The following is a 26,036-nucleotide window of genomic DNA, read 5'->3' on the forward strand; positions in this document are numbered from 1 at the left end:
AAAACAGATGGTTAATTTCCATCAACTACACTCTCCTGAGCAAAAACCGTCTCAGGAGAGAGAATGAACAACCTGCTACAGGAAAAAATTGGCCAGAACATCCTGGTAAAACTGGCGATGCTGGTGATTATTCTGGCGGGCATTCGCGCCGCCTCGGACATTCTGGTGCCCTTCTTACTGGCCAGCTTCCTGGCAATCGTGCTCAATCCGCTGGTCACAATGCTGATGCGGCGCGGCGTCAAACGTGGCCTGGCGATTACCTTGGTGATCAGCGTGATTTTTATCGTCGTGCTGTTACTTATTGCTGTACTTGCCAGTTCGGCCAGTGACTTCAGTGATACCTATCCGCAAATCCGCACCATGCTGGAGCAAAAGCTGGCCGTAGTGCAACATTTTGCCGCGCGTTTTCATATCAACATCTCTACCGAAGCGCTGGCGGCACGCCTCGATCCCAACGTGGTGATGGACATGGCCACATCGGTGTTGAAACAGCTGTCCGGCGCGATGACCAACGTGCTGCTGCTGATTCTTACCGTGGTATTTATGCTGTTTGAGGTGCGCCATCTGCCGTATAAAATGCGTAACGCGATGGTCAATCCGCAGATCCGCATCGCCGGTCTGCACCGTGCGCTGAAAGGCGTGACGCACTATCTGGCGCTGAAAACGTTGGTGAGTTTGATTACCGGCGTCGCCGTTTGGCTGTCGCTGCTGCTGCTCGGCGTGAAGTTCGCGCTGTTCTGGGGTGTGGTGGCGTTCATCCTTAATTTCATCCCCAATATCGGCCCGATCATCGCCGGCATCCCGCCGTTTATTCAGGCGCTGGTGCTGAATAATATTTATGACGCCATGCTGGTGGCGGCGCTGTTCAGCGCGATTCACATGGTGTTCGGCAATATGCTGGAGCCAAGATTAATGGGACGCGGGCTGGGATTGTCGACGCTGGTGGTGTTTCTGTCGTTGATTTTCTGGGGATGGCTGCTGGGCCCGGTTGGCATGTTATTGTCGGTGCCGCTCACCAGCGTGACCAAGATTTTGATGGAAACCACGCCGGGCGGCAGCCGATTGGCGATTATGTTGGGTAATGGGCGGCCGGGTAAACGGGCGCGATAACAGCCAGGTCGCCATAAATGGCGACCCTACGCCGCTTATTGAAACACGCTGTTATCGGTAATTGCCTGCACATCGACTTTGTTTGGCAGGATATTCAGCTCGCTGAACAAGTCCGACACCTTCTGCACCTTCGCCACATCATCTGGCGTCACGCCACGCACGCCGTGGGAAATACGCGCAGTAATCTGCTGCGCGTCCGCCGGTTGCAGGCGCGTTAACTGCGCATAAACCTCGTTATACTGCTGCGGATGCGCCAGCGCCCATTCACGCGCTTTGGCCAAACGATGAGTGAAATCCGCAATCGCCGCGCGCTTGGCGGGATCGTCGAGCGAGCTTTGCGTGGCGGTGACAAACGACAGCGCGGTCGTCAACCCTTTGCCGTCACGCAGCAGACGCGCGCCATGCTTTTCCGCAATGCCTAAATAGGGATCGAAGGTCGCCCACGCGGCAATCTGCCCGGAGTTGAATGCGGCGCTGGCGTCGGTTGGCAACACAAATCGCACCGGCACCGTATCGCGCGGCACTTTTGCCTCTTCCAGCGCTTCATACAGCAAGTGCTGCGAAATACTGCCGCGCGCCGACGAGACGACGATCTGCTTGCCGGCCAGATCCCTCACGCTGTGGATCGGCGAATCGGCAGGAACGATCAGCCCATTCGAGCCGGCATCTCCCACATTGGTAGCGATAATCTTCAGCGGTACGCCACCCGACGCCGCCATCAGTACCGGCAAATCACCCGCGTACGAGGTGTCCACCGCACCGGCACGCTGCGCTTCAAACAGCGGTGCCGCTCCCTGGAAATTCGCCCAGCGATATTGATAAGGCGCGTCTTTCATCACATCTGCCGCCTCGATCAGCGAACGCAGATTGCGCGCCTGATCGCCCAGCACCAGCGTAACTTTACTCAAATCAGGCGCCGCCTGACTGCCAAACGCCGCGCACAGCAGCAGCGCAGAAACTACCGGTTTCAGCCATTTCATTGGGAGATTCTCAAAGTGCGTTGCGGTTGAGCTGACGGATGTAAGCATCCCAGTGCAGCTGATATTTGCGCTGGCGAATGCTGTTATCAAACGCCTGCGCGGCTTTCTCGGCAACGGCATCTGGCAGGATGATCAGATCCGCACCGCCCGATTGTGCCGCCAGCTGGGCCTGGCAGGCGCGCTCGAGGTAATAGAGGTTGTAGAAGGCTTCTTCGATGCTGCCGCCGCTAGTTAACAGACCGTGATTGCGCAGGATCAGCGCGTTGAGATCGCCAAGATCGGCAACGATACGCTGCTGCTCGTCGAGATCCAGCGCGATACCTTCGTAATCGTGATAACCGAGGCGATTATGGAAACGGGTGCTGTGTTGCGAAATCATCAGCAGGCCGTTTCGCTGCGCCGAGACGCCAATGCCTGCGGCGGTATGAGTGTGCAACACGGCGTGCGCATCGGGACGTGCGCGGTGAATCGCACTGTGAATAACAAAACCAGCGAGGTTAATTCCCAGCCCGGTTGGGTCGTCAATAATATTGCCGTCGATGTCGATTTTCACCAGCGTTTCCGCCTGAATTTCATCGAAGGTTTGACCGAAAGCGTTGATAAGGAAGTGCGGCTGATGGCCCGGTACGCGCAGGGAAAAATGGGTGTAAATATGGTCGGTCCAGCGCAGCTTCGCCGCCAGATGGTAAGCCTGTGCTAGCTTGGTGCGCGCCTGCCATTCGCCTTCGCTGATGCGCTGCCGTAACGATGTAACATCCAGGGTTTCAGTGCTCATTTCCACTCCTCATTTCAGGTCAATGTGCTTACCTAACATCGTGGCATAGCGTTTTTGCCGCTGGGAAATGCCAATAACGGCAAAACATTGTCAGTAAACGCAAAGTGAGAATGATCATTGACCTGTATCAGACCGGTTTATTCTTAAATCGCTACCCTACACAGCCCTGTGAAAATGGTATGCTGCTGACGCCGCAACCGCAGCTTATGCACGGCGTAAACCCACCGAGGATTGTCTGGTGCCACTGAAAAAACGACATCACGATTTTGGCTGGCTCTTAATCGTCTGCGCCGGCTTGTTACCCTTGGTGCTCGGCATCCTTTGTACCGCCATCGAAGCGCGCCACACCGTCCACCAACAGCAGATTTCCACCGCCAATACCTTGCTCACTCAGGCTGAAAAGATGAGTGATAACGCATGGGATATGATCACTGAGCTGCGTCAGTATCACTATCAACCTTGCGCAAAAATCGAAGATCAGCTGCAGCGCGCCGGCACGCTCAATCCCTATTTCCGATCCATTGGTATGCTGAAAGGCGGCGACATCAGCTGCTCGTCCGCCTTTGGCCTGCAACACGGCACATTAACTGAAATGATGCTGCAGCCGCCGCCGATTACCGGCAAAGCCTGGTGGAGCATCTCGGTGCGCGGCACCTACGGCGTCCAGAATCGTCCCGCCGTGGTGTTTGTGCGCGAGCTCCCCGATACCAGCGGTTTTTGGGCGGTCATCGATGGCCAATATTTGATGGACTTTATGAACGCTATCGGCGGATCGCGTGGCTACCACATGAGCCTGCAATTTAGCGGCGGTGCGGTGATCGCCAGCGGACCGACTGACACGCGGCCTATGCTGTACATGAATAGTGAATCTTTTCAGGCCGACTCCAGCCGCTATCCCATCACCGTTAATGTGACCGTTCCGGCTTCTGAGTTGCTGAAAGCCTGGCGTCAGGCGCTGTTCATCTTCCTGCCGATGGCGGCGATTTTTTCGATTCTGCTGATGATTCTCACCGCTAACTGGCTGCGTCGCCGTATCTCCTGGCACGATGAGATTGGCCGCGCCATCCGCGCTCGCCAGTTCTCGGTGCACTATCAACCGGTTTACAGCAATACATTACAAGCCTGCGCCGGCGCCGAAGCCTTGCTGCGCTGGCAGCGGCCAAACGGCGACATGATTCGCCCGGATATCTTTATCAGCGCCGCTGAAGCCGAAGGCATGATTGTGCCGCTGACGCAGCATCTGCTGGAGCTGATGGCTGAAGATATTCAGAGCTGGCAGGTCGAACCCGGTTTCCACATCGGGCTGAATCTGGCAGCAGAACATCTGCAACATGCCGATTTCGTGGCAGATATCGAGCTGTTTGCTGAGCGCATCAAAGATAAACAGCTGTGTATCACGCTTGAGCTGACCGAACGTAGCCTGATTGAAGATGGTGAAATGGTGGCGCTTAAGCTGCGTCATTTGCGCGCGCAGGGCATGAAAGTCGCAATCGATGATTTCGGCACCGGCCACTGCTCGCTGACCTATCTGCTCACCTTCCCGCTGGATTATCTGAAAATCGATCGCGGCTTCATTAACGCCATCGAAGGCCTCGACGTCGAAACGCCGGTACTGGATGCGATTATTAATCTGTCTCACAAGCTGGAACTGGATGTACTCGGCGAAGGCATAGAGACCGCAACGCAATTTGAGTACTTACGGCAGCGTGGTGTGATATTTATTCAGGGCTACTATTATGCCCGTCCGCTGGATAATGACCGGCTGCGTGCCTGGCTCAGCGAGCAAGGACACAAGCCACTTCTCGCTGAGGAACATCATGAGCCTGAACTGCATCATTCTTGATGATTACCAGAACATCGCCCAGTCGCTTGCCGATTGGGCGTCTCTCGCCCCACTGGTTAACACCACTTCCCTGACTGAACATGTCGCCGACCAGGATCAACTGGTTAAGCACATCGCCCACGCCGACATTCTGGTGGTGATGCGTGAACGCACGCCGCTCAGCGCCGAGCTGATTGGCCGTTTGCCTAATCTGAAAATGGTGGTCACTTCCGGCATGCGTAATGCCTCTATTGATTTAGATGCCTGCGCAGAACGCTATATCGCGGTATGTGGCACCGCCAGCAGCAGCGCGGCCCCGCTGGAACTGACGTGGGGATTGCTGCTTGGGCTGGCGCGCCATATCGTGCCTGAGAATCTGGCCCTGCGCAGCAACGGCGCGTGGCAGCACACCTTAGGCATGAGTCTGCAGGGCAAAACGCTGGGATTGCTCGGACTGGGTAAAATTGGCGGCGAGATGGCAAAAGTGGCGCAGGCGTTTGGCATGCGCGTGTGTGCGTGGAGCCAGAATTTAACCGCTGAACGCGCCGCCGAGTGTGGCGTTGAGCGCTCGCTTTCGCTGGAAGCACTGCTCAACAGCAGCGATGTGGTGTCGATTCATCTGGTGTTAAGCGAGCGCTCACGCCATTTGGTCGATGCGGCGGCGCTGGCGCAGATGAAGCCTGGCGCGCTACTTATTAATACCTCGCGAGCCGGGATTGTTGATCAACAGGCGATGATCGCTGCGCTGCAATCAGGCCAGTTAGCCGGTGCGGGGTTGGATGTGTTTGAACAGGAGCCGCTTCCTGCGGATCATCCGTTGCGTCTGCTGCCGAATGTGCTGGCAACGCCGCATCTCGGCTATGTTGCCGACAGCAATTACCGCACCTACTTTACGCAGGCGGTGGAAGATATTCAGGGATGGTTGACCGGTGCGCCGCTGCGCTCGTTACTCTAAACGGCCTGCGCGACGTTTTTCAGCAATACGCAGCGCGACTTCGAGACTATCTTCCGCCAGCGCGCCATTCGGCAAATCGCGCTGGGCGTTAAGACGTTGATTAATGCGCTCCAGCGTCGGCGTTAACTGGCCCACTAATTGCTGATATTCATCAAGCTGCGTGATGGGTTGGTTACGTGCGATGCTGGTTTGTGTCAGCCGTTGCAGCTGACGAAAACTCTCCATCGCCTGGCTGGAGAGTAATCCGGCCTGACGCCAGCTTTTCAGGCGTTGCAGCAGTTCATCGGGTTGTTGCGCCAATAATGCCAGCTGCGCATCGGCACGTTCGCCACAGTTAATCCACTCAATCGAGGTACTGGAAACGGCAGCCGTACGCGGTGCCGCAGGCACAAGATTGATAAGATTCATTTCTACACTGTCGATCATCGACAGCCAGGGATTCTTAAAAGACTGGACGTTTTTCCTCGACATGAACACTCCACCAAAGCACGGCGGCAGAGTATTACTGAATGCTTACAAACTGGCAAGCGGTGCTTACCGCCTCACTTAATGATAAGTTTTTCTTATTTATTTGCGCAGCAATCAGGTATGGCAATAAAGCCGCGGCATGCCAGAATAATTGATTATTTGATCGCCGTTCGGGAGTTGATACATCTGATAATAATCATTGTGTGACTCTCGCGCAGAGGTGAAAAGTATCTGCACTGCAAGTGCCTCGGGCACCGTGTCATCAGCCATTACCTGCACTTTACGGGTATTCACCAACATGAAATCCCCCTGACGATGCCAGCTGCTGACAGAAACGCGGTTCAGCCGATATTGGCGATCTTGCACTATGACCGTGCCCATCAGCATTGATGAACCACTGCCATCCGCTTTAAAACGAGTATGCATAATAGCATTAATCATACCCGATGGTTTTCCTTGATTATCAATGCGATATGGGACTTCACACCATTCTGGCACAGGTTCAACTGGACGAACCAATAGCACCAACGCCCAGGGAAGGATGAATACAACAATAACGGCCAAACTCAGCAATGCTTTACGCATCCGGAAGCTCCTGAACAAACACCATCCACGAAATGCACTCATTATCCTTTTGCGCGATCGGTCTGGCGCAGAGAAAAGCGCTGGTATGAACCCGGGTACGGCTCTGATTAATAAAGAGTAAGGGCGTCGTCGCGCCATTCGCTAGATGAGGCTTTAACTCTTTGAAACGTCGCAGAGCATCTCTAACGATAAAAGAGTTCGCGGAAAGGCCTTCAGCGATAAAGATCTGCGTTTGCGCCTCCTGACCATAAAATTTGTATTGCGTGCCTACATGCTTGGTTGGAGCAAACTCCTGGCGTGCCACCAGCGCCAGCACCGCATTGATCAATAATACTGCCAACACTATTCCGCGTAACAGCCATGATTTTTTCTTCACGGCGACCGCTTTTTTAACAGGTTCAGGCTGCGGCGTGACCGGCTTTTCAACTTCAGCCGCAGGCGCTGCAACATCACTGCAGGATTCCACATCCACCTGTTCTGCCAGCACACAGCCAATCAGCGGCACCTGATGAATGACGGCGCCCGGCGCATGAGCCTGCTGCGCAAGACGGTTAATCTCGGTAATTGAATGGGTTAGCCGATCGGCAAAGGGAGTATCTGAGGGTTCGCGCTGAAACAGGACATGCAGCGCCTGATTGCGTACCAATTTTCCTTGTGCATTTAACACGCGACGTAACACTGCGCTTTGCAGTGGACTTAGCGCCACGCGTTGTGCAGGAGAATTGAGCGGATAAAACACCTGTTGATCGGCATCAAAACAGAGACTTTTGGCAAATAAAACAAAGCGCGCCATATGTAACCTGATTTCCAAAAAAGCAACTTACGCAAGTATATGTAGTTTCAACAAAGGGCGCACGTTTACCACTGATTGATACGTGATTTAATCCCCTTTTTTAGGCGCGTTTACGCCACAGCATTAGCTAAAAAATAGCCAGTTAATGGGGGAAACATGACAAATATCACACTAAATCGGTATACTCTGTCGCGGTTGGCAATCATTACCCCCCTAATAATTGCCCGGCAGGCCAGGGAAAAACGTTATTTCCCGGCTATGCTTTAATTTTCTCAACGCCGCGGACTGTTGGCATTTATTGAGTCCGCAGCGTTGAGGATTTTTCGAATTCCAATACAGGGTATCTGCATGAAACTACGTAGGAAGCGTGTAAAACCTATCGGGATTGATGATGTCACGATTATCGATGACTCCCGTTTACGTAAAGCCATTACCGCAGCCTCGCTGGGCAACGCGATGGAATGGTTTGATTTTGGTGTTTATGGCTTTGTGGCTTATGCGCTGGGTAAGGTGTTCTTCCCGGATGCTTCACCAAGTGTACAGATGATTGCTGCACTGGGTACGTTCTCAGTTCCGTTCCTGATTCGTCCACTCGGTGGTTTGTTCTTCGGCATGTTGGGCGACAAATATGGTCGCCAGAAAATTCTCTCTATCACCATTGTCATCATGTCGATCAGTACCTTCTGTATTGGCTTGATACCCTCTTATGCCTCCATTGGCATCTGGGCACCGATCCTGCTGCTGCTGGCAAAAATGGCGCAGGGCTTCTCGGTAGGCGGTGAATATACCGGCGCATCGATCTTCGTTGCCGAGTATTCCCCTGACCGTAAGCGCGGCTTTATGGGCAGCTGGCTCGACTTCGGTTCGATTGCGGGCTTCGTGCTGGGTGCGGGCGTTGTAGTCCTGATCTCCACCATCATTGGTGAAGAGAAGTTCCTCGAGTGGGGCTGGCGCATTCCGTTCTTTATCGCGCTGCCGCTGGGCATCATTGGCTTGTATCTGCGTCATGCGCTGGAAGAAACGCCGGCGTTCCAGCAGCACGTTGATAAACTGGAACAGGGCGACCGTGAAGGTCTGCGCGATGGCCCGAAAGTGTCGTTTAAAGAGATCGCGACCAAACACTGGAAAAGCCTGTTGGCCTGTATTGGTCTGGTGATTGCCACCAACGTGACCTACTACATGCTACTGACCTACATGCCGAGTTATCTGTCGCATAATCTGCACTACTCGGAAGATCACGGCGTGTTGATTATTATCGCCATCATGATGGGTATGCTGTTTGTGCAGCCAGTAATGGGCATGCTAAGCGACCGCTTTGGCCGTCGTCCGTTTGTCATCATCGGCAGTATCGCACTGTTTGCCTTCGCGATTCCGGCCTTCATGTTGATTAACAGCGGCGTGCTGGGTTTGATTTTTGCCGGTCTGTTGCTGATGGCCGTGATCTTAAACGCCTTTACCGGTGTAATGGCATCATCGCTACCTGCGATGTTCCCCACCCACATTCGCTACAGCGCATTGGCAAGTGCCTTCAACATTTCGGTGCTGATTGCCGGTTTAACACCGACATTCGCCGCTTATTTAGTGGAAGCCACCAACAATCTGTACATGCCGGCTTACTACCTGATGGTTGTCGCGGTGATTGGTTTGATTACCGGTATCTACATGAAAGAGACCGCCAACAAGCCGCTGCGCGGTGCCACGCCAGCCGCGTCGGACATGGATGAAGCACGTGAAATCCTGCAGGAGCATCACGACAACATCGAGCAGAAAATCGAAGATATTGATGACGAGATCGCCAAGCTTGAGGCGAAACGTAAAAACCTGGTGCAGCAGCATCCGGACATCAACGAGTAATCTTCCCCACTCCCGCCGCCCGGCGGGAGTTTTCGTTTCCGCACACAATCCTTCATGCTCAGTGCCGAAAAGGGGTAAACTATTGCCACTTTTTTAACCTGCATAAGTTGTAGAGCATGTCTGAATTTAATCTGATCCAGCGCCCAAGAAGGCTGCGTAAAAGCGCGTCAATGCGCGAAATGTTCCAGGAATCTAACCTCAGCATCAACGATCTGGCGCTGCCTATCTTCGTTGAAGAAGGCGTGGACGATTACGTGCCGATAAATGCCATGCCGGGCGTGATGCGTATTCCCGAGAAACGTTTGGCGTATGAGATCGAACGTATCGCCAAAGCGGGTATCCGTTCAGTGATGACCTTCGGCATTTCCCATCACACCGATGCCACCGGCAGCGATGCCTGGAACGAAAACGGTTTGGTGGCCCGTATGTCGCGTATCTGCAAAGACACCGTGCCAGAAATGATCGTGATGTCTGATACCTGTTTCTGCGAATACACCAGCCACGGCCATTGCGGCGTACTGTGCGATCACGGCGTTGATAACGACCAAACGCTGATTAACCTCGGTAAGCAAGCCGTAGTGGCTGCACAAGCCGGTGCCGACTTTATCGCCCCTTCTGCCGCGATGGATGGCCAGGTGAAAGCCATTCGCCAGGCGCTCGACGCCGCCGGCTTCACCGATACCGCCATCATGTCGTATTCGACGAAGTTCGCCTCCTCCTTCTACGGCCCGTTCCGTGAAGCCGCAGGTACCGCGCTGAAAGGCGATCGTAAGACTTATCAGATGAATCCAATGAACCGCCGTGAAGCGCTGCGCGAGTCGCTGCTTGATGAAGCGGAAGGCGCAGATTCACTGATGGTGAAACCGGCGGGTGCCTACCTCGATATCCTGCGCGATATTCGCGAACGCACCACGTTGCCGCTGGCGGCGTACCAGGTGAGCGGCGAGTACGCGATGATCAAATTCGCCGCACAGGCGGGTGCCATCGACGAACGTAATGTGGTTCTGGAAAGCCTGGGCGCGATTAAACGTGCCGGCGCCGATCTCATTTTCAGCTATTTTGCCCTTGATCTCGCCGAGCAAAAAGTGCTCTGATTATCATTACGCCTGGCATCGGACATCGCATCCCGCTGCCAGGCGCTTTCAGCCTTTATGGCACCAACACCAGTGTTTCAGTCATTCCATAATTAATAAGAGTCACGCGATGAAAGCACCTGCACTGCCTGCGGACGAGTCACATCGTCTGGCCCAGTTACGTGCGCTCAACATTCTGCACACGCCGGCAGAAGAGCGTTTCGACCGATTAACCCGCCTTGCCCGTCGTTTGTTTGGCGTGCCCGTCGCGCTAGTCAGCCTGCTGGAAGAGGACCATCAGTGGTTCAAATCGGCGGCCGGTTACGCTGCTACCACCGCACCGCGCAATACCTCTTTCTGCGGCCACGCCGTGCTGCAGGATGATGTGATGGTGGTGGAGAATGCCCTCGAAGATGAACGCTTCCACGATAATCCCCTGGTAAATAACAGCGATAATCCGGTGCGTTTCTACGCCGGTTGCCCGTTGCGTACGCCTGCCGGTGCTAAAGTCGGCACGCTGTGCATTATCGATCACCATGCGCGCCAGTTCGATGCAGACGATATCCACACCCTGCGCGATTTGGCTGCGATGGCGGAAGCGGAGCTGGTGGCTTTCCAGACCGCGACCTCCGATGAATTGACGCAAATCACCAATCGCCGTGGCTTTATGACGCTCGGCCAGCTGGCGCTGAATGAGTGCCAGGTGAAGCAGTTACCCGCCAGCCTGACGTTCCTCGATCTCGATCGCTTTAAAGCCATTAACGATACGCTCGGCCATCGCGAAGGCGACCGCGCGCTGATGGATTTTGCCGATGCCATGAAAGTGAGTTTCCGCCACGCGGATATCTTTGCCCGTTTGGGCGGCGATGAGTTTGTGGTGCTGTTTAACGGCTTACAGCTCGCCGATGCCGAAGGCGTGTTGGCGCGCTTTGATGGTTTCCTGCAACAGCAAACCCAGAATCTGGAGCGGCGTTACGCCCTGCACTTCTCATCGGGCATTGTTGAGTTCGATCCTGACCATCCGCAATCGCTGGAACAATTGCTGGAAGGTAGCGACGAACGGATGTACGCCGCTAAAAATGGGAAAAAGAAGCTAAGTTGATGTTGGCCGCCATTAATGGCGACCCTGCGGTTAATTGCCAGCTAAATCGGCGATTAATGTCTGATTAAACTTCTGCGGCTCTTCCATTTGCGGCGCGTGGCCCATGCCGGGGAATTCGATTAAGCGAGCGCCGGGAATCAGCTGCGCCACCTGCTTGCCCAGCACGTTGTAATGACCGAGTTTTGCTTTCACGTCCGGCGGCGCGATATCGCTGCCAATCGCCGTGGTATCGGCGGTACCGACCATTAAGGTGGTTGGCACGCGCAGATCTTTAAATTCGTAATAAACCGGCTGTGTGAAAATCATGTCGTAGATTAACGCCGAGTTCCACGCCACTTTCTTGTGACCCGGTCCGCTGTTCAGTCCGGCCAGCATATCGACCCATTTGTCATACTCCGGCTTCCACTGGCCGCTGTAATAAGTCTGCTGTTCATACTTCTTGATACCCGCCGCATCCAGCTTGAGTTCACGTTGATACCACTGATCCACCGAGCGCCACGGCGCGCCTTTGGCTTTCCAGTCTTCTAAACCGATGGGATTGACCAGCACCAGCTTCTGCGTTTGCTGTGGGTACATCAGCGCATAGCGCGTCGCCAGCATGCCGCCGGTGGAATGCCCAACAATAATGGCGTTGTCGATACCCAGCTGCTGCAACAGCTGATGGGTGTTCTGCGCCAGCTGCTGGAAAGTGTATTGATAGTTAGCGGGTTTGGTTGAGCTGCAGAAGCCAATCTGATCCGGCGCAATCACCCGATAACCTTTCTGGCTCAGCGCTTTGATGGTGTCGTCCCAGGTTGCGCCACAGAAGTTCTTGCCGTGCATCAGCACCACGGTTTTGCCGTTGGCCTGCTGCGTAGGTTTGACATCCATATAGCCCATACTCAGCGCTTGCTGCTGCGAGGTGAAATTAAAGTGCTGCAGAGGATAGGGATAGTTGAAGCCCTCCAACTGCTCGCCATACACATTGGCAGCGAGCGCCGGGGCGCTAACGCAGAGCGCGATTGATGCCAGAATAACGGCAAGTGACTGTTTTGGCTTGAAACGAAAATCCATAGCGCCATTCCTCAAGAGTGAAAACCTTCAGTCTGGCACGTTAATTCGCGTTAAGTATTGATGAAGTGTGCCGCCAAAAAAATACGCCTTTTACTATTAAGCATCACAACGCGATGAAAAATTTGAGTTAATAATAACGCCCGTTATTACAGTAAATATTCAACACCATCACAACAAGAAAACCTGTAAATTCACTAAAACCAAGACCGGTCTTGATGACAAATAACAAAATAGCTCAATAATCAGAAAACTTTACATTAATTGCAGATTGGAAAGATTAATTAAATTACACTCTGTGCGTGTTAATGGAGGACTATGATGACACAGCAAAAATACAATGAAGGGGTAATTGATTCGGTAACCGAATGGATTATGGCTAATCTGGATCAACGTTTAAGCATCGATGATATCGCACTAAAGTCCGGCTATTCTAAATGGTATTTGCAGAAACTCTTCGCCCGCTATCACAATGAAACGCTGGCACGCTACATCCGCAAAAAGAAACTGGTTCAATGTATCAATGACTTAAAAGCCAGCAACGTGCCGATTATCAGTCTGGCGGTTAAATACCATTTCGAAAGTCAGCAATCCTTTACCCGGTCGTTTAAGCATGTATTAGGCTGCACACCGCTGTATTGCCGCAAGCGCCAGCTCGATGATGAAACCAAACAAGCAATGCGAGAAAGCAACGATCCCTGCATGCTGTGTCGTCAAGCGGGTTTTGATGCCACAGAACGTGCTAAAGATATTGTTACGCCGCTAGCGCGCAACGATAGATTTCCACCCCGAATCGGTTGTGTGATGCGTTGATAAATAACCGATCTTTTATTAACGCCTTTTGACATCAACAGACTTATTCATTTCAATTAAATGCTCTATTTCACCAATGAAAAACGGATGGAATACCATCCGTTTCTCAATTAGTAACTCGATTTATTCAGCGCATTTACGCTCTTTTTAAAATGCGCGAGCCGATTATCCAGCGCATCGGTATACAGCATGGTATCCACACCGACAGCAACAAAGTTTGCCCCCCAACTAATGGCGCGTTCTGCCATTTCAAGATTCACTGCCAGAAAACCGGCCGCTTTTCCCGCGCTGTGGATGCGTTTAATACTGTGCTCAATCACCTTCTGCACTTCAGGATGCGCGGCATTATCGGGATAACCTAATGAAGCGGATAAATCTGCCGGGCCAATAAATATCCCGTCAACGCCTTCTACTTCCAGTAACGCATCCAGATTATCAATCGCCGTTTTGCTTTCGGCCTGAATCAACAGGCACAACTCTTCATTGGCGCACGCCATGTAATTTTCCACGCGTCCCCAACGTGCCGCCCGCGCCACGCCAGCGCCGACGCCGCGCGTACCGTAAGGTGGATAACGCGTCGCCTGCACCAGCGCTTTTGCCTGCTCGGCGCTATCGATCATCGGTACCAGCAAGGTACGCGCACCGATATCCAGCACCTGCTTAATCAATGCGGTCTGGAATTCAATCGGACGAATCACCGGCTGGCTGCGATAAGGCGCGACCGCCTGCAATTGATGATAGAGATCCTGCACGGTATTCGGGGCGTGTTCGCCATCAATCAGTAGCCAGTCGTAGCCGCTGGTGGCGGCAATTTCGGCCAGATACGACGAGGTGCTGCTCAGCCACAAGCCAATCTGCGTTTCACCTTTAGCCAATCCGGCTTTGAAAGGATTTTTTAATGGGTCCTGCATAGCTTCTCCTAACTCAATGACTTGCCTGCTGAGAGTGCGGCAACTGACGCTCCACTTTCAGGCTGAGGATAATGAGTGAACCGATGGCGGCAATCAGCGCCAGCGCCAGCAATCCGGCGGCGCTGCTGTTAAATTGCATCTCGGCATTTACGCGAATCAGCGGCGCGAGGAAGCCACCCACGGCGCCAAACAAGTTGACGAAGCCGATGCCAGCCGCCAGCGCGGTACCAGAAAGCAGCTGCGTCGGCATGGTCCAGAACACCGGCTGCACGGCAATAAACCCCACCGCCGCGACGCTAAGCGCAATGATGGCCAACAGCGGTGAAACCAATCCGGACAAACCAATCCCGACAGCCGCCGCCAGCAACGTAAACGCCGCCACCCGGCGACGCTCGCCGCTGCGATCGGAATAGCGCGGAATCAGCCAGGTGCCAAACAGCGCGGCAACCCACGGAATCGCCGCCACTAGCGAGGCGAGGAAACCGACTTTGGTGCCCAACAGCGCCGCCACTTGCGATGGCAGGAAGAAGATCAGTCCATATACCGCAATCTGGATGGTCATGTAGATGATGGCGAGTTGCCAGACGCGACCATTGCGCAGCGCATCACGCAGATGTGACGTCGGCTTTTGCTGCTCTTCACTGTCCAGCTGACGTTGCAGCGCCTGTTTCTCCTCGGCGCTGAGAAAACGCGCTTTTGCCGGCGTATCGTCGATATAGCTGAAGGTGAAAACACCGGCCGCTACCGCCAGCAATCCTTCAATGATAAACATCCAGAACCAGCCGGGATGGCCCAGCACGCCGTGCATTTCCAGCAGTGCGCCAGAAAGCGGTGAACCCAGCGTCAACGCCAGCGGCGCGCCCATATAAAACAGCCCCATAACGCTGGCGCGCTGCTGCTGCGGGAACCACAGCGAGGTGAGATAAATCATGCCGGGAAAGAAACCCGCCTCAGCAGCGCCGAGCAAGGTGCGCACCAGCAGGAATTTGGCTTCGGTATCTGCAAATGCCATCGCCGCAGAAAGAAATCCCCACAGCAGCGTGGTGCCGCCAATCCAGCTGCGTGCACCGAATCGCTTCATTAACAAATTAGCCGGTACGCCAAGTAGCGCGTACACCACAAAGAAGATTCCGGCACCTAACGCGTAAGCTTCATTACTCAGGCCGGTATCCAGTTGATACGCCTCTTTGGCAAAACCGATGTTGGCGCGATCCAGAAACGCCAGCACGTAGAGCATCAACATGAAAGGAATAAGACGTGCGCGGTTCTTTTTAACCGCGCTTAACACCAGATTATCCATGGTAAAACCCTCACGCACGGCTGCGACGCGTCGCCGCAGCCGCTGCGATTAGTGTTGATAAGGACGCTTCAGTCCATCGCGATTCAGTTCCACGCCGAAGCCCGGTTTATCCAGTACCGATTTGTGCATACGACCGTTAACCGGCACCGGTTCGTTGATCAGTAGCGGATCAAACTGTGGACGCAGCGTGCTGCAATCCGGGCTGGTCATCAGGAATTCACTGAAAGGGCTGTTGGTGAAGGTGATCACCGCATGATGCGAGTAAACCGAAGAGCCATGCGGCACCACCAGCTGGCCGCGTGATTTCGCCAGCGCCGCTACCTCAACCAGCGTTGTCAGGCCGCCGCACCAACCCACATCCGGCTGCAGAATATCGATGCCGGTTTCTGCCAGCGTGCGGAACGATTGCAGTGTGCCGTGATGTTCGCCGCTGGTGATTAACATGCCCTGCGGCGCTTGCTGTTTCAGCTGTGCGTAACCTTCGAACTGTTGCGGCGGCAAACACTCTTCCAGCCACTTGACGTTATAAGGTGCGCAGGCGTGCGCCAGTTTGGTGGCGAAATTGACGTCCTGACTCATCCAGCAATCGAGCATCAGCCAGAAATCCGGGCCGCAGGTTTCGCGATAGTGAGCGATGCGTGCCACCTCTTTACGGATGCCTTCATCGCCATCATGCGGTCCCCACTGCACCGCCATTTTGCCGCCGATAAAGCCCATCTTCTGCGCCAGATCCGGACGCGCGCCGGTGGCATAGAACTGCAGTTCATCGCGCACCGCGCCGCCCAGCAGTTTGTAGACCGGCAGATCGGTGACTTTGCCGAACAGATCCCACAGCGCCAAGTCGACACATGAAATGGTGTTCATCACCAACCCGCCCGATCCGGCGTAATACATGGTGGCATTCATCATCTGGTCGTGAATCAGTTTGATATCGCTGACGCAGCGCCCTTCAAGAAAGCGGTTGAGATGCTTTTCCACGATGAAACAGCCCATTTCGCCACCGGTGGTAATGGCGAAACCGGTTTGACCGTTATCGGCTTCAACTTCCACGATCAGCGTGCCTAATACGTTGATGCCAAAGGATTGACGTGACTGCTCATACTGCTTGTATTTGCTCATTGGCGTGGCGACGTGGTCGTCAATCCAGTGATTGGCACCTTGATCGTGATAATCGCCGCCAGCCGCCGCTTTATCAGCGGTAGCGCCACCGGCAAAGTAGGCGCGGACAGTTTTAATTTTAGGTAGGGACATGCTCTTCTCCTGGTTATGAGGCGTGCTTTTCCGCCGGGCTACGCCAGCCCAGCAGACGGGAAATATCGCGGGCGCAGGCAATCACCTGACCAGCAAGGTAATCGCGTTTGTCGTCGTCAATCTCGAGTCGGGTACCCACCAGAGAAATGGCAGCGACTAACTGCTGGCGGGCATTGAAAATCGGCGCGGCAACGCAGCGCACATCGGGATAATCTTCGCCGTTATCAAAGCTCCAGCCCTGACGGCGAATGCGTGCCAGCTCAGTGCGCAGCGCGTCGGCATTGCGCAGCGAGGTTGGCGTCACCGCCACAAAGCGCAGGCCGCTGATAATACGTTCCTGCTCTTCAGGCCGTTGCCAGGCCAGTAAACATTTGCCAATGCCCGAGCGATAGAGCGACAGGCTTTTCCCTTCGTGCGAGCGCACGCTGATGGTGGCGGCAGATTCGAGTTTGAGGATGTAACAGGCGTGGCCGCCATCGAGGATGCCGAGGTGGCACAACAGATTGGTGTGCTGCATTAAGCGCGTCAGACGTGGACGCGCGATATCGCGGATATCCATGTGCTGCAACGCGTGACCGGCAAATTCCACCAGCCGCGTCCACAAGCAGTAGTTGTTGTTGCGATCAATGGTGATCAGACGCTGTTTTTTCAGTTCAGCGAACAGCAGATAGGCGCTGCTTTTGGGAAGCGCCAGCGTTTCAATGATCTCGGCGGCACTGCACGGTCCGTGCTGGGCAATAAAGTCGAGAATCGCAATGGCGCGCGTCAGCGCCGGGACAGGCGTAATTTCCAACATGCTGGACTCCAGTCTGATGATCTGGAGCGCAGTGTTGTGGTTTTAACCTCTGAGAAGTGTGCGCCGCTTCAAATTACGTGGCGCACAGTGCGTCTGGCGGCAGCGCGTGTGCGGGAATGTGAATCGCGCCGCGCTGCAAGTACAGTCGGCTGTACTCGCAGCGCAGAATCAGGAAATTTAAGAGAAAATGTATTTGATGGCTGCAATCACCATCGTAGTGGTCATCACCATTAACAAACGCTTTATCCAGCGCATATCGGTTTTCAGCGCGGCAACATCCGCTTTGAGTTGTTTGACGTCAGCTTTTAGTTCGTCAATGTCCTTAATCGCGCCACTTAAGCGAAAATCGAGATCTTTAATAGCACCAGTAAGCCGAACATTAAGCTCCCTGATAGCACCACTAAGCCGATCATCCAGCTTCCTAATAGCGCCACTTAGCCGGTCATCTAGCTCTTTAATCGCACCAGTAAGTCGAACATCCAGTTCTTTAATACTCCCTGTAATGCCTTCTCCGGCCTTCATCAAATCGGCACGAGATAACGCATTGTCCTGCTGCATTTCGGTAAAGATCTCGACCATGGCTTTGGCTTGCTGATCGCTGACGCCGGCCAGCTGCAGTGCTTTAAAAGCTTTGTGTGTATTCATCATCGCGAGTGTCATCCGTGAAGCTCTTGAGTTGAGGTGAGGCATAAGCCGACATCTTCCTCAGCGAGCGATTGTTGCGCCATGTAAGTGTTGATATTTTGCGCGGCATTGCGAAAAATATCAATTAGTACAACAAGTAACGTTCAGACGGATGCGGGCATCTCGCAAAATTGACGTCAGGATCTGCCGCGAAAAGTTTTGCGATATTGCAGCGGGGAGGTGTTGAGTTGCTTCTTGAAATGGCAGCAAAGCTGTAGAGGCTTACGCTGCCAGTGCAATGATCACTGAACCGGCTGGCCCGGTAGCAATTTCTCAGACATCAACCGGCGGCAGGATAAACTTTCCTGCCGCGCTTGCTGCTGCTGTTGCGGCGACAAATCCTGCCAAACCGTTTGCAGATGCTCTGCCAGGCCTTGCTGGAAATGCACCTTCTGCAATGCGTAATCGGAATTACTGCCTTCAATAATCTGCTGCATATCTTGCGGAGCATTGCCGCGCCCATCGTGAGTCAGCGTACAGAACATGGCGATGTAATAACCTTTATCCTCATCGCTGTAGTGCGGCATCAGCCACCAAACCACAGCACTGATGACGATCAGCAAAGGCACAATGTATTTGAGTTTTAACATGAATAGGTTTATCCGCTGAAGAGTGAAGCGCGCCATGATAGCGACGTGAATTAAAGTGCCTGCGCGCACGCCCAGGCCGAGCTCCATGCCCACTGGAAGTTGTAACCGCCCAGCCAGCCGGTAACGTCCACCACTTCGCCGATAAAGAATAAGCCAGGCACATCGCGCGCTTCCATGGTTTTTGATGACAGCTGGGTGGTGTCAACGCCGCCCAACGTCACTTCGGCAGTGCGATAACCTTCAGTGCCGTTCGGCTGTACGCGCCACTGATGCAGCATATTAACCAGCTCGCCCTGCTGCTTGCTGTTCAGCTGCTTCAGCGTGACGTCAGGAATCTGCTTCAGCTCCTGCAGCACCTCAACCAAACGTTTTGGCAGAATTTTCGCCAGGCTGTTTTTCAGGCTAAGGTTGGGATGCGCTTCGCGCTGCACATGAATGAAATCATCCAGCGAGGTGGCGGGTGATAAATCAATGGTGACGAATTCGCCCGGCTGCCAGTAGCTGGAGATTTGCAGCACCGCAGGGCCCGATAAGCCGCGATGGGTAAACAGCATCGCCTCTTTAAATAAGGTGCCATCCTGCGCGGTGATGGTGGTGGGCAGCGCGACGCCCGACAGCGTGTTGAGCTGTTCCAGCAGCGGTTTATGCAGCGTGAACGGCACCAATGCCGCGCGCGTCGGGAACACTTTCAGGCCGAACTGCTCCGCCACTTTGTAGCCAAACGGCGTGGCGCCGAGGCCCGGCATCGAGAGCCCGCCGCTGGCGATCACCAATTTTTCAGCCTGCACCGAAGTACCGTTCAGCTGTAAGGTATAGCCGCTGTCGTCGCGCTCGACGCTCAGCACTTCACTGCGCAGTCGCAGCGTCACCTGCCCGGCATCACACTCTTTCAGTAGCAAATCGACAATCTGCTGCGCGGAGTCATCGCAGAATAATTGTCCCAGCGTTTTCTCGTGATACGCAATGCCGTGACGATTGACCAGATCGATGAAATCCCACTGGTTGTAACGCGCCAGCGCCGATTTACAGAAATGCGGGTTGTGCGACAGGTACGCAGCGGGCTCGGTATGCATGTTGGTGAAGTTGCAGCGACCGCCACCCGACATCAATATCTTGCGACCGGCTTTTTTGCCGTTATCCAGCAGCAATACGCGACGACCCAATTGTCCCGCCTGCGCCGCGCAGAACATGCCGGCTGCGCCTGCCCCAATAATGATAACGTCAAACTTTTCCACTGCTTTTATCCGCCTTGCCCGAAAGGCGCTGATTGTAGGGATTTGCGGCTTTTAGCGCCAGCTTCAAAAAAATGCCGTAAATGTGTCATAATGTAACTCACTAATTTTTAGCCGTTTTCAGCTAAATCTATACGCTGCATTACAATTTTAAGACAATAAAGAGCTATATTTTTCTTTCATATCGCGCACGTTGTCGCAGATAATGCGCCGCGTTCATGTCCTCCCAAAATGGCGTAACGTTTATGCTACATCTGTTTGCTGGTCTCGACCTCAGTACCAGCCTGTTACTGATTCTTGCTCTGCTGTTTGTATTGTTTTACGAAGCAATCAACGGTTTTCACGACACTGCTAACGCGGTCGCGACTGTCATTTATACCCGTGCGATGCGGGCGCAACTGGCGGTTGTCATGGCGGGTGTTTTCAACTTCTTAGGTGTTTTGCTTGGTGGATTGAGCGTGGCGTACGCCATCGTTCACATGCTTCCGACCGATTTACTGTTGAATGTCGGTTCGGCCCACGGCCTGGCTATGGTCTTCTCCATGCTGCTGGCCGCGATTATCTGGAACCTCGGCACCTGGTATTTGGGTTTGCCCGCCTCCAGTTCTCACACATTGATTGGCGCTATCATCGGTATTGGTCTCACCAACGCCCTGATGACCGGCACCTCGGTGGTTGATGCGCTCAACCTGCCGAAAGTCATCAATATCTTCATGTCCCTGATTCTTTCACCGATTGTAGGTCTGGTGATTGCAGGCGGTCTGATCTTTATCCTGCGTCGCTACTGGAGCGGAACCACCAAACGTTCACGCATCCATATGACGCCTGCTGACCGTGAAAAGATTGATGGCAAGAAAAAGCCTCCGTTCTGGACGCGCATTGCCTTGATCGTTTCCGCGATTGGCGTGAGCTACTCACACGGCGCTAACGATGGTCAGAAAGGCATTGGCTTGATTATGCTGGTGCTGATTGGCGTCGCGCCGGCGGGATTTGTGGTGAACCTGAATGCATCAGGTTATGACATCACCCGCACCCGCGATGCCGTCAATCATCTGGAGCAGTATTATCAGCAGCACAACGAGTCGCTGACGCACATGATGCAGCTGGCGCCGCCTGTGGTGCCAACGCCGGATGAATCGCTTGGCGGTCCGCAGGAGTTCCATTGCGACAGCAGCCGTGCGCTGCAGGCTATCGATCGTGCGCAGCTGCTGCTTAACAACCTGCAGAGCTACGATCAGCTGACGGTTGATCAACGCAGCCAGATGCGTCGTCTGCTGCTGTGCGTTTCCGATACCGTGGATAAAGTGGCCAAGCTGCCGGAAACCAGCGCGGAAGATAAGCGCTTCCTCAACAAGCTGAAAAGCGATTTGCTGGGCACCGTTGAGTACGCACCGATCTGGATTATTGTGGCTGTGGCGCTGGCGCTCGGCATCGGTACCATGATTGGCTGGCGTCGTGTTGCCACCACCATTGGTGAGAAAATCGGTAAGAAAGGCATGACGTATGCGCAAGGGATGTCGGCGCAGGTGACGGCCGCAGTATCGATTGGCGTGGCCAGTTACACCGGTATGCCCGTTTCTACCACGCACATTCTGTCGTCGTCGGTGGCCGGTACTATGCTGGTCGATGGCGGTGGATTGCAGAGTCGCACCATCAAAAATATCGCTATGGCGTGGGTGTTCACCTTGCCGGTATGTATTTTGCTGTCGGGTTCGCTCTACTGGATTGCACTGAAACTGATCTAAGCAAAGCGCAGAAATATTCGAGGGCGACGCGATGTCGCCCTTTTTTATTGCCAGATCGCCATCGCAATCAAACTCACCACCACCAAAAAACAGAGCCCGCTGGTCAGCACAAACTGTCCGCGCACGCGCTCACAGCGGCGAATGAACTCGTCGTCATGATGATCGTGATAGCGCTTCTCCCAGATATAGCGCACCAGCCGCACCTGCTTACTTGGCTGCCCGTGCGACGTGAAGAAACCCGCACCATCCACGTATTGATATAACAGCGGATCGCAACCGCGCAAAACGGCCAAAAGTGAGCGCAAAGAAGAGAAATAGCGCGCCATATTCACCAGACAAACCACACACAGAGCCCAAAAAAGCGCGATAGTGCTGATCATGTTCCCCTCCCGGCTGGAGCCGCAACGACGTCGAACGCAGCGGGGAATTGCTGTAGACGCCGCACGGGAAATAAACCAGCCACTGAATGATGTCGATTGCATTGTTGTTATGCGAACCTGAGTGCGCAACGCATATGGCAGTGGCACTTATTTTCAGTGTAGGAGATCTGTTGAATTTTTTTCCAGCGATGATTTTCGTTCAGGGCGAGTGAAAAAGCCGATAACGCTTGATCTCCCTCACAAGCGAACTTGCGCTTGCAGCATTTGTTAACAACTCTGGCTATACTCAGGACATAACAAAAACCGCCTGCAAGGCTGAAATAGTTGGTTGGTGGCGCTTCATCGCCGTCTCGCGCAAAGGAATCGCCGACCGTGAAAGCAGGAAGATTGCCCCGAATCTTGAGAAAGGAGTTTTATCATGGCTTATAAACACATCCTGATTGCAGTAGACCTTTCCCCGGAAAGCCAGTTGCTGGTTGATAAAGCCGTTTCGCTGGCCCGTCCTTATGATGCAAAAATCTCGCTGATCCACGTTGATGTGAACTATTCAGACCTCTACACCGGGCTGATTGATGTCAATCTGGGCGACATGCAGAAGCGTATTTCTGAAGAGACGCACACCGCGCTGAAAGAGCTGTCAATTAACGCCGGTTATCCGATCAGTGAAACCCTGAGCGGCAGCGGCGATCTTGGCCAGGTGCTGGTGGATGCGATTAAGAAATATGATGTGGATTTGGTGGTGTGTGGTCACCATCAGGACTTCTGGAGCAAGCTGATGTCATCGGCGCGCCAGTTGATTAACACCGTGCATATCGACATGTTAATTGTTCCGCTGCGCGACGAAGACGAAGAGTAACCGTAGGGTCGCCATTCATGGCGACCTTCCTCAAAACCACTCGCTCTACCCCAGCGGCGGATAAATATCAAAACGATGGCTTTTGGTCACCACCGCATCCTGCGTCACCACGCCCGCTAACGGCGGCGCGTAATCCGGACGCTTCACCACAATGCGCTTCTTCGCCAGACGGCGCGCCGGTTCCAGCAACGCATCAGCATCATCATCCGCACCGACCAGCGACTGAAACACCCGCATCTCTTTCTTCACCATCGCGCTTTTCTGGCGATGCGGATACATCGGATCGAGATAAACCACATCCGGCGCTGGCGTGATATCGCTCAGCGCTTGCTGGCTAACGGCGTGCAGCAGCGTAAGCCGATCGCGCAGCCAGCCGCCAATCTCCGCATCCTGATAACCGCGACGCAAACCATCGTCCAGCAAGGCCGCGACCACCGGATGACGTTCCAGCATGCGCACGCGACAGCCCAGCGCCGCCAGCACAAACGCATCGCGCCCCAAACCGGCCGTCGCATCAACCACATCTGGCAGATAACCGCTTTTGATGCCGACCGCTTTCGCCACCGCTTCGCCGCGACCGCCGCCAAACTTGCGCCGATGCGCCATCGCGCCCGAAACGAAATCCACGAAGATGCCGCCGAGTTTCGGCTCATCCCGCTTACGCAGCTCAAGGTGCTCGGCGGTTAACACCAGCGCCATCGTTGCCTGATCGTCCTGCTGCAAACCCCAGCGCTCGGCTAAATGTAATAAGGCGCCGTCTCCGGCGCCTGTTTCATCAATTAAACCAATTTTCACAAGCCGGCTTATCCCTGAATTCCGTAGTGTTCCAGCATTGCATCGAGCTGCGGCTCACGGCCACGGAAGCGTTTGAACAGCTCCATTGGCTCTTCGGAACCGCCACGCGTCAGGATATTGTCGAGGAACGACTGACCGGTCTGACGGTTGAAAATGCCCTCTTCTTCGAAGCGCGAATAGGCATCGGCAGCCAGCACGTCGGCCCACAGATAGCTGTAATAACCGGCCGCATAACCACCAGCAAATACATGGCTGAAAGCGTGCGGGAAACGGCCCCATTCCGGGCTTGGCACCACGGCAACCTGCTTCTTCACTTCACGCAGGGTTTCGAGGATGCGTGCGCCTTGCGCAGGATCGAACTCGGTATGCAGACGGAAATCGAACAGGCCGAACTCCAGTTGACGCAGGATAAACAGCGCCGCCTGATAGTTTTTCGCCGCCAGCATTTTATCCAGCAGTTCTTTCGGCAACGGCTCGCCGGTTTCGTAGTGGCCGGAGATAAACGCCAGCGCTTCCGGCTCCCAGCACCAGTTTTCCATAAACTGGCTTGGCAACTCGACGGCATCCCACGGCACACCGCTGATACCGGATACGCCCGGCGTTTCGATGCGCGTCAGCATATGATGCAGACCATGACCGAATTCATGGAACAGCGTGATCACTTCATCGTGCGTGAACAGCGCCGGTTTGCCCTGCAGCGGACGGTTAAAGTTACAGGTGAGATAGGCCACCGGCTTTTGCAGGCTGCCGTCGGCTTTACGCATCTGGCCGACGCAATCGTCCATCCACGCGCCGCCACGCTTGTGTTCGCGCGCATAGAGATCGAGATAGAAGCTGCCGCGCAGTTCACCGCTTTCGTCGAACAGGTCGAAGAAGCGCACGTCTGGATGGTAAACATCGACGTCTTTGCGCTCTTTGGCGGTGATGCCGTAAATGCGTTTAACCACCTCGAACAAACCACTCACCGCGCGCGCTTCCGGGAAGTACGGACGCAGCTGCTCGTCGCTGATGGTGTAGAGATGCTGTTTCTGTTTTTCGCCGTAATAGGTGAGATCCCACGGATTCATCTCGTCGACGCCGTACTCTTTCTTCGCGAAGGCGCGCAGCTGAGCCAGCTCTTTTTCGCCTTGTGGACGAGCGCGTTTCGCCAGATCGGTCAGGAAGTCGATCACCTGCGCCGGATTTTCCGCCATTTTGGTCGCCAGCGATTTGTCAGCGTAAGAGTCGAAGCCCAGCAGCTGCGCGAGTTCATGGCGCAGCGCCAGCTCTTCCGCCATCACCGGACCGTTGTCCCATTTGCCCGCATTCGGGCCCTGTTCGGAAGCACGCGTTGAATACGCGCGATACAGCTCTTCACGCAGTGCGGCGTTGTCGCAATACGTCATGACCGGCAGATAGCTTGGGATATCCAGCGTCAGCAGCCAGCCTTGTTGCTCTTTGGCTTCGGCCTGTGCTTTGGCGGCGGCCAGCGCACTTTCAGGCATGCCCGCCAGTTCCGCTTCATCGGTTACCAGCTTGCTCCAGCCCATGGTGGCGTCGAGCACGTTGTTGCTGTAGGTCGAACCCAGTTCAGAAAGACGCGCCGCGATTTCGCCGTAGCGCTTCTGCTTCTCTTTATCGAGGCCGATACCGGACAGCTCAAAATCACGCAGGCTGTTATCCACCGCTTTCTTCTGCGCGGTATCCAGCGCCGCGTAGCTATCGCCCTCTTTCAGGTTGCGATACGCCTGATACAAACCTTCATTCTGGCCAACCCAGGTGCTGTATTCGGACAGCAACGGCAGCGTTTGCTCGTAAGCTTCACGCAGCTCCGGGCTGTTTTTCACCGAGTTCAAATGACTGACCGGCGAGAACAGCCGACCTAAGCGATCGTCGACTTCAGCCAGCGGCTGCACCAGATTTTCCCAGGTATAAGGCGCGCCTTGTGCCACAACGCGTTCCACCGCTGCGCGGCAGTCATTTAGCGCTTCGGTAACCGCAGGCACCACATGTTCAGGTTTGATGGCAGAAAACGGAGGCAGCGAAAAAGGCGTGAGTAACGGATTGGTCATAAGCGCAGTCCTTTCATGATGAAGTAGTGGCGCGAACTTTCGCGCGACGCATTTTACTAACATGC

The 26,036-nt window shown here is 54.3% G+C and carries 25 protein-coding genes; 9 read left to right on the forward strand and 16 right to left on the reverse strand.

The annotated features are described in order from the left end of the window. Positions 1–63 precede the first annotated feature (63 nt). Complete coding sequence (locus AC6I8A_RS18265) at positions 64–1,110, forward strand: AI-2E family transporter (protein WP_256697705.1); 1,047 nt, start codon at positions 64–66, stop codon at positions 1,108–1,110. 35 nt (positions 1,111–1,145) lie between these two features. Here AC6I8A_RS18265 and AC6I8A_RS18270 read toward each other — a convergent pair whose 3' ends face one another. Beyond that, a complete protein-coding gene (locus tag AC6I8A_RS18270) occupies positions 1,146–2,090 on the reverse strand; it encodes an ABC transporter substrate-binding protein (protein WP_497818871.1) in 945 nt (314 codons plus the stop codon). Positions 2,091–2,100: 10 nt separating this feature from the next. Beyond that, on the reverse strand, positions 2,101–2,865 hold the full coding sequence (locus AC6I8A_RS18275) for a class II aldolase/adducin family protein (RefSeq protein ID WP_256697707.1): 765 nt from the start codon (positions 2,863–2,865) through the stop codon (positions 2,101–2,103). A 238-nt stretch (positions 2,866–3,103) separates the two neighbouring features. Between AC6I8A_RS18275 and AC6I8A_RS18280 the strand changes: the two genes are divergently transcribed. Continuing rightward, complete coding sequence (locus tag AC6I8A_RS18280) at positions 3,104–4,708, forward strand: EAL domain-containing protein (protein WP_497818872.1); 1,605 nt, start codon at positions 3,104–3,106, stop codon at positions 4,706–4,708. Further along, positions 4,683–5,642 carry a D-2-hydroxyacid dehydrogenase family protein gene (locus tag AC6I8A_RS18285; protein WP_256697710.1) on the forward strand — a complete coding sequence of 320 codons (960 nt, stop codon included), beginning with the start codon at positions 4,683–4,685 and terminating at the stop codon, positions 5,640–5,642. Before AC6I8A_RS18280 ends, AC6I8A_RS18285 begins: the two co-directional genes overlap by 26 nt. Here the strand turns inward: AC6I8A_RS18285 and AC6I8A_RS18290 are convergent. The 3 genes from AC6I8A_RS18290 to AC6I8A_RS18300 form a co-directional block, all read right to left on the reverse strand. Then, positions 5,634–6,113 (reverse strand): hypothetical protein, encoded by a 480-nt coding sequence (locus AC6I8A_RS18290; RefSeq protein WP_497818873.1) that lies wholly within the window; start codon positions 6,111–6,113, stop codon positions 5,634–5,636. The two genes, AC6I8A_RS18285 and AC6I8A_RS18290, sit on opposite strands and share 9 nt — an antisense overlap. A 111-nt stretch (positions 6,114–6,224) precedes the next feature. Further along, a complete protein-coding gene (locus AC6I8A_RS18295) occupies positions 6,225–6,695 on the reverse strand; it encodes a hypothetical protein (RefSeq protein ID WP_265302599.1) in 471 nt (156 codons plus the stop codon). Beyond that, complete coding sequence (locus tag AC6I8A_RS18300; RefSeq protein ID WP_497818874.1) at positions 6,688–7,374, reverse strand: hypothetical protein; 687 nt, start codon at positions 7,372–7,374, stop codon at positions 6,688–6,690. The genes AC6I8A_RS18295 and AC6I8A_RS18300 overlap by 8 nt, the downstream gene beginning before the upstream one ends. A 462-nt stretch (positions 7,375–7,836) precedes the next feature. On the opposite strand from AC6I8A_RS18300, the gene proP reads away from it, so the two are divergent. The 3 genes from proP to AC6I8A_RS18315 all read left to right on the forward strand — a co-directional run bounded on the left by proP (position 7,837) and on the right by AC6I8A_RS18315 (position 11,517). Then, entirely contained in the window at positions 7,837–9,342 is a 1,506-nt protein-coding gene (gene proP / locus AC6I8A_RS18305) for a glycine betaine/L-proline transporter ProP (RefSeq protein ID WP_256697714.1), read from the forward strand. Between the two features lie 116 nt (positions 9,343–9,458). Continuing rightward, entirely contained in the window at positions 9,459–10,436 is a 978-nt protein-coding gene (gene hemB, locus AC6I8A_RS18310) for a porphobilinogen synthase (RefSeq protein ID WP_256697715.1), read from the forward strand. 109 nt (positions 10,437–10,545) lie between these two features. Then, positions 10,546–11,517: a GGDEF domain-containing protein gene (locus AC6I8A_RS18315; protein ID WP_256697716.1), complete on the forward strand. Its 972-nt coding sequence runs from the start codon at positions 10,546–10,548 to the stop codon at positions 11,515–11,517. A gap of 30 nt (positions 11,518–11,547) precedes the next feature. On the opposite strand, the gene AC6I8A_RS18320 is transcribed toward AC6I8A_RS18315, so the two are convergent. Next, positions 11,548–12,570 (reverse strand): alpha/beta fold hydrolase, encoded by a 1,023-nt coding sequence (locus tag AC6I8A_RS18320; RefSeq protein ID WP_312180457.1) that lies wholly within the window; start codon positions 12,568–12,570, stop codon positions 11,548–11,550. A 318-nt stretch (positions 12,571–12,888) separates the two neighbouring features. Here AC6I8A_RS18320 and AC6I8A_RS18325 point away from each other — a divergent pair, with 318 nt between their 5' ends. Continuing rightward, positions 12,889–13,380 (forward strand): AraC family transcriptional regulator, encoded by a 492-nt coding sequence (locus AC6I8A_RS18325; protein WP_436332482.1) that lies wholly within the window; start codon positions 12,889–12,891, stop codon positions 13,378–13,380. Between the two features lie 110 nt (positions 13,381–13,490). Here the strand turns inward: AC6I8A_RS18325 and yfaU are convergent, their stop codons facing one another. From yfaU to AC6I8A_RS18360, 7 genes are all read right to left on the reverse strand, one after another. Continuing rightward, positions 13,491–14,291, reverse strand: coding sequence for a 2-keto-3-deoxy-L-rhamnonate aldolase (gene yfaU / locus AC6I8A_RS18330; RefSeq protein WP_497818875.1), 801 nt, complete (start codon positions 14,289–14,291; stop codon positions 13,491–13,493). A gap of 13 nt (positions 14,292–14,304) precedes the next feature. Further along, entirely contained in the window at positions 14,305–15,591 is a 1,287-nt protein-coding gene (locus AC6I8A_RS18335; protein WP_154157249.1) for an MFS transporter, read from the reverse strand. 48 nt (positions 15,592–15,639) lie between these two features. Then, positions 15,640–16,842: an L-rhamnonate dehydratase gene (gene rhmD / locus AC6I8A_RS18340; protein WP_008108157.1), complete on the reverse strand. Its 1,203-nt coding sequence runs from the start codon at positions 16,840–16,842 to the stop codon at positions 15,640–15,642. Positions 16,843–16,855: 13 nt separating this feature from the next. After that, a complete protein-coding gene (locus AC6I8A_RS18345) occupies positions 16,856–17,638 on the reverse strand; it encodes an IclR family transcriptional regulator (protein ID WP_293792214.1) in 783 nt (260 codons plus the stop codon). A 177-nt stretch (positions 17,639–17,815) separates the two neighbouring features. Next, positions 17,816–18,298 carry a CCDC90 family protein gene (locus AC6I8A_RS18350; protein ID WP_479489101.1) on the reverse strand — a complete coding sequence of 161 codons (483 nt, stop codon included), beginning with the start codon at positions 18,296–18,298 and terminating at the stop codon, positions 17,816–17,818. A gap of 266 nt (positions 18,299–18,564) precedes the next feature. Next, entirely contained in the window at positions 18,565–18,912 is a 348-nt protein-coding gene (locus tag AC6I8A_RS18355) for a hypothetical protein (protein ID WP_256697724.1), read from the reverse strand. A gap of 50 nt (positions 18,913–18,962) precedes the next feature. Then, positions 18,963–20,147: a BaiN/RdsA family NAD(P)/FAD-dependent oxidoreductase gene (locus AC6I8A_RS18360; protein WP_293792209.1), complete on the reverse strand. Its 1,185-nt coding sequence runs from the start codon at positions 20,145–20,147 to the stop codon at positions 18,963–18,965. Positions 20,148–20,389: 242 nt separating this feature from the next. On the opposite strand from AC6I8A_RS18360, the gene pitA reads away from it, so the two are divergent. Further along, a complete protein-coding gene (gene pitA / locus AC6I8A_RS18365; protein ID WP_265302759.1) occupies positions 20,390–21,889 on the forward strand; it encodes an inorganic phosphate transporter PitA in 1,500 nt (499 codons plus the stop codon). A 44-nt stretch (positions 21,890–21,933) separates the two neighbouring features. Here the strand turns inward: pitA and uspB are convergent, their stop codons facing one another. Next, positions 21,934–22,269: a universal stress protein UspB gene (gene uspB / locus AC6I8A_RS18370; protein WP_008108136.1), complete on the reverse strand. Its 336-nt coding sequence runs from the start codon at positions 22,267–22,269 to the stop codon at positions 21,934–21,936. A gap of 418 nt (positions 22,270–22,687) precedes the next feature. Here uspB and uspA point away from each other — a divergent pair, with 418 nt between their 5' ends. Beyond that, positions 22,688–23,125, forward strand: coding sequence for a universal stress protein UspA (gene uspA / locus AC6I8A_RS18375; protein ID WP_007889892.1), 438 nt, complete (start codon positions 22,688–22,690; stop codon positions 23,123–23,125). A 45-nt stretch (positions 23,126–23,170) separates the two neighbouring features. Here uspA and rsmJ read toward each other — a convergent pair whose 3' ends face one another. Both rsmJ and prlC read right to left on the reverse strand, forming a co-directional pair. Beyond that, entirely contained in the window at positions 23,171–23,920 is a 750-nt protein-coding gene (gene rsmJ / locus AC6I8A_RS18380) for a 16S rRNA (guanine(1516)-N(2))-methyltransferase RsmJ (RefSeq protein WP_479404666.1), read from the reverse strand. An 8-nt stretch (positions 23,921–23,928) separates the two neighbouring features. Then, positions 23,929–25,971, reverse strand: coding sequence for an oligopeptidase A (gene prlC, locus AC6I8A_RS18385; RefSeq protein ID WP_110867662.1), 2,043 nt, complete (start codon positions 25,969–25,971; stop codon positions 23,929–23,931). Positions 25,972–26,036 lie beyond the last annotated feature (65 nt).

This window comes from Pantoea sp. X-Soil-ISGK-275 (assembly GCF_059730795.1).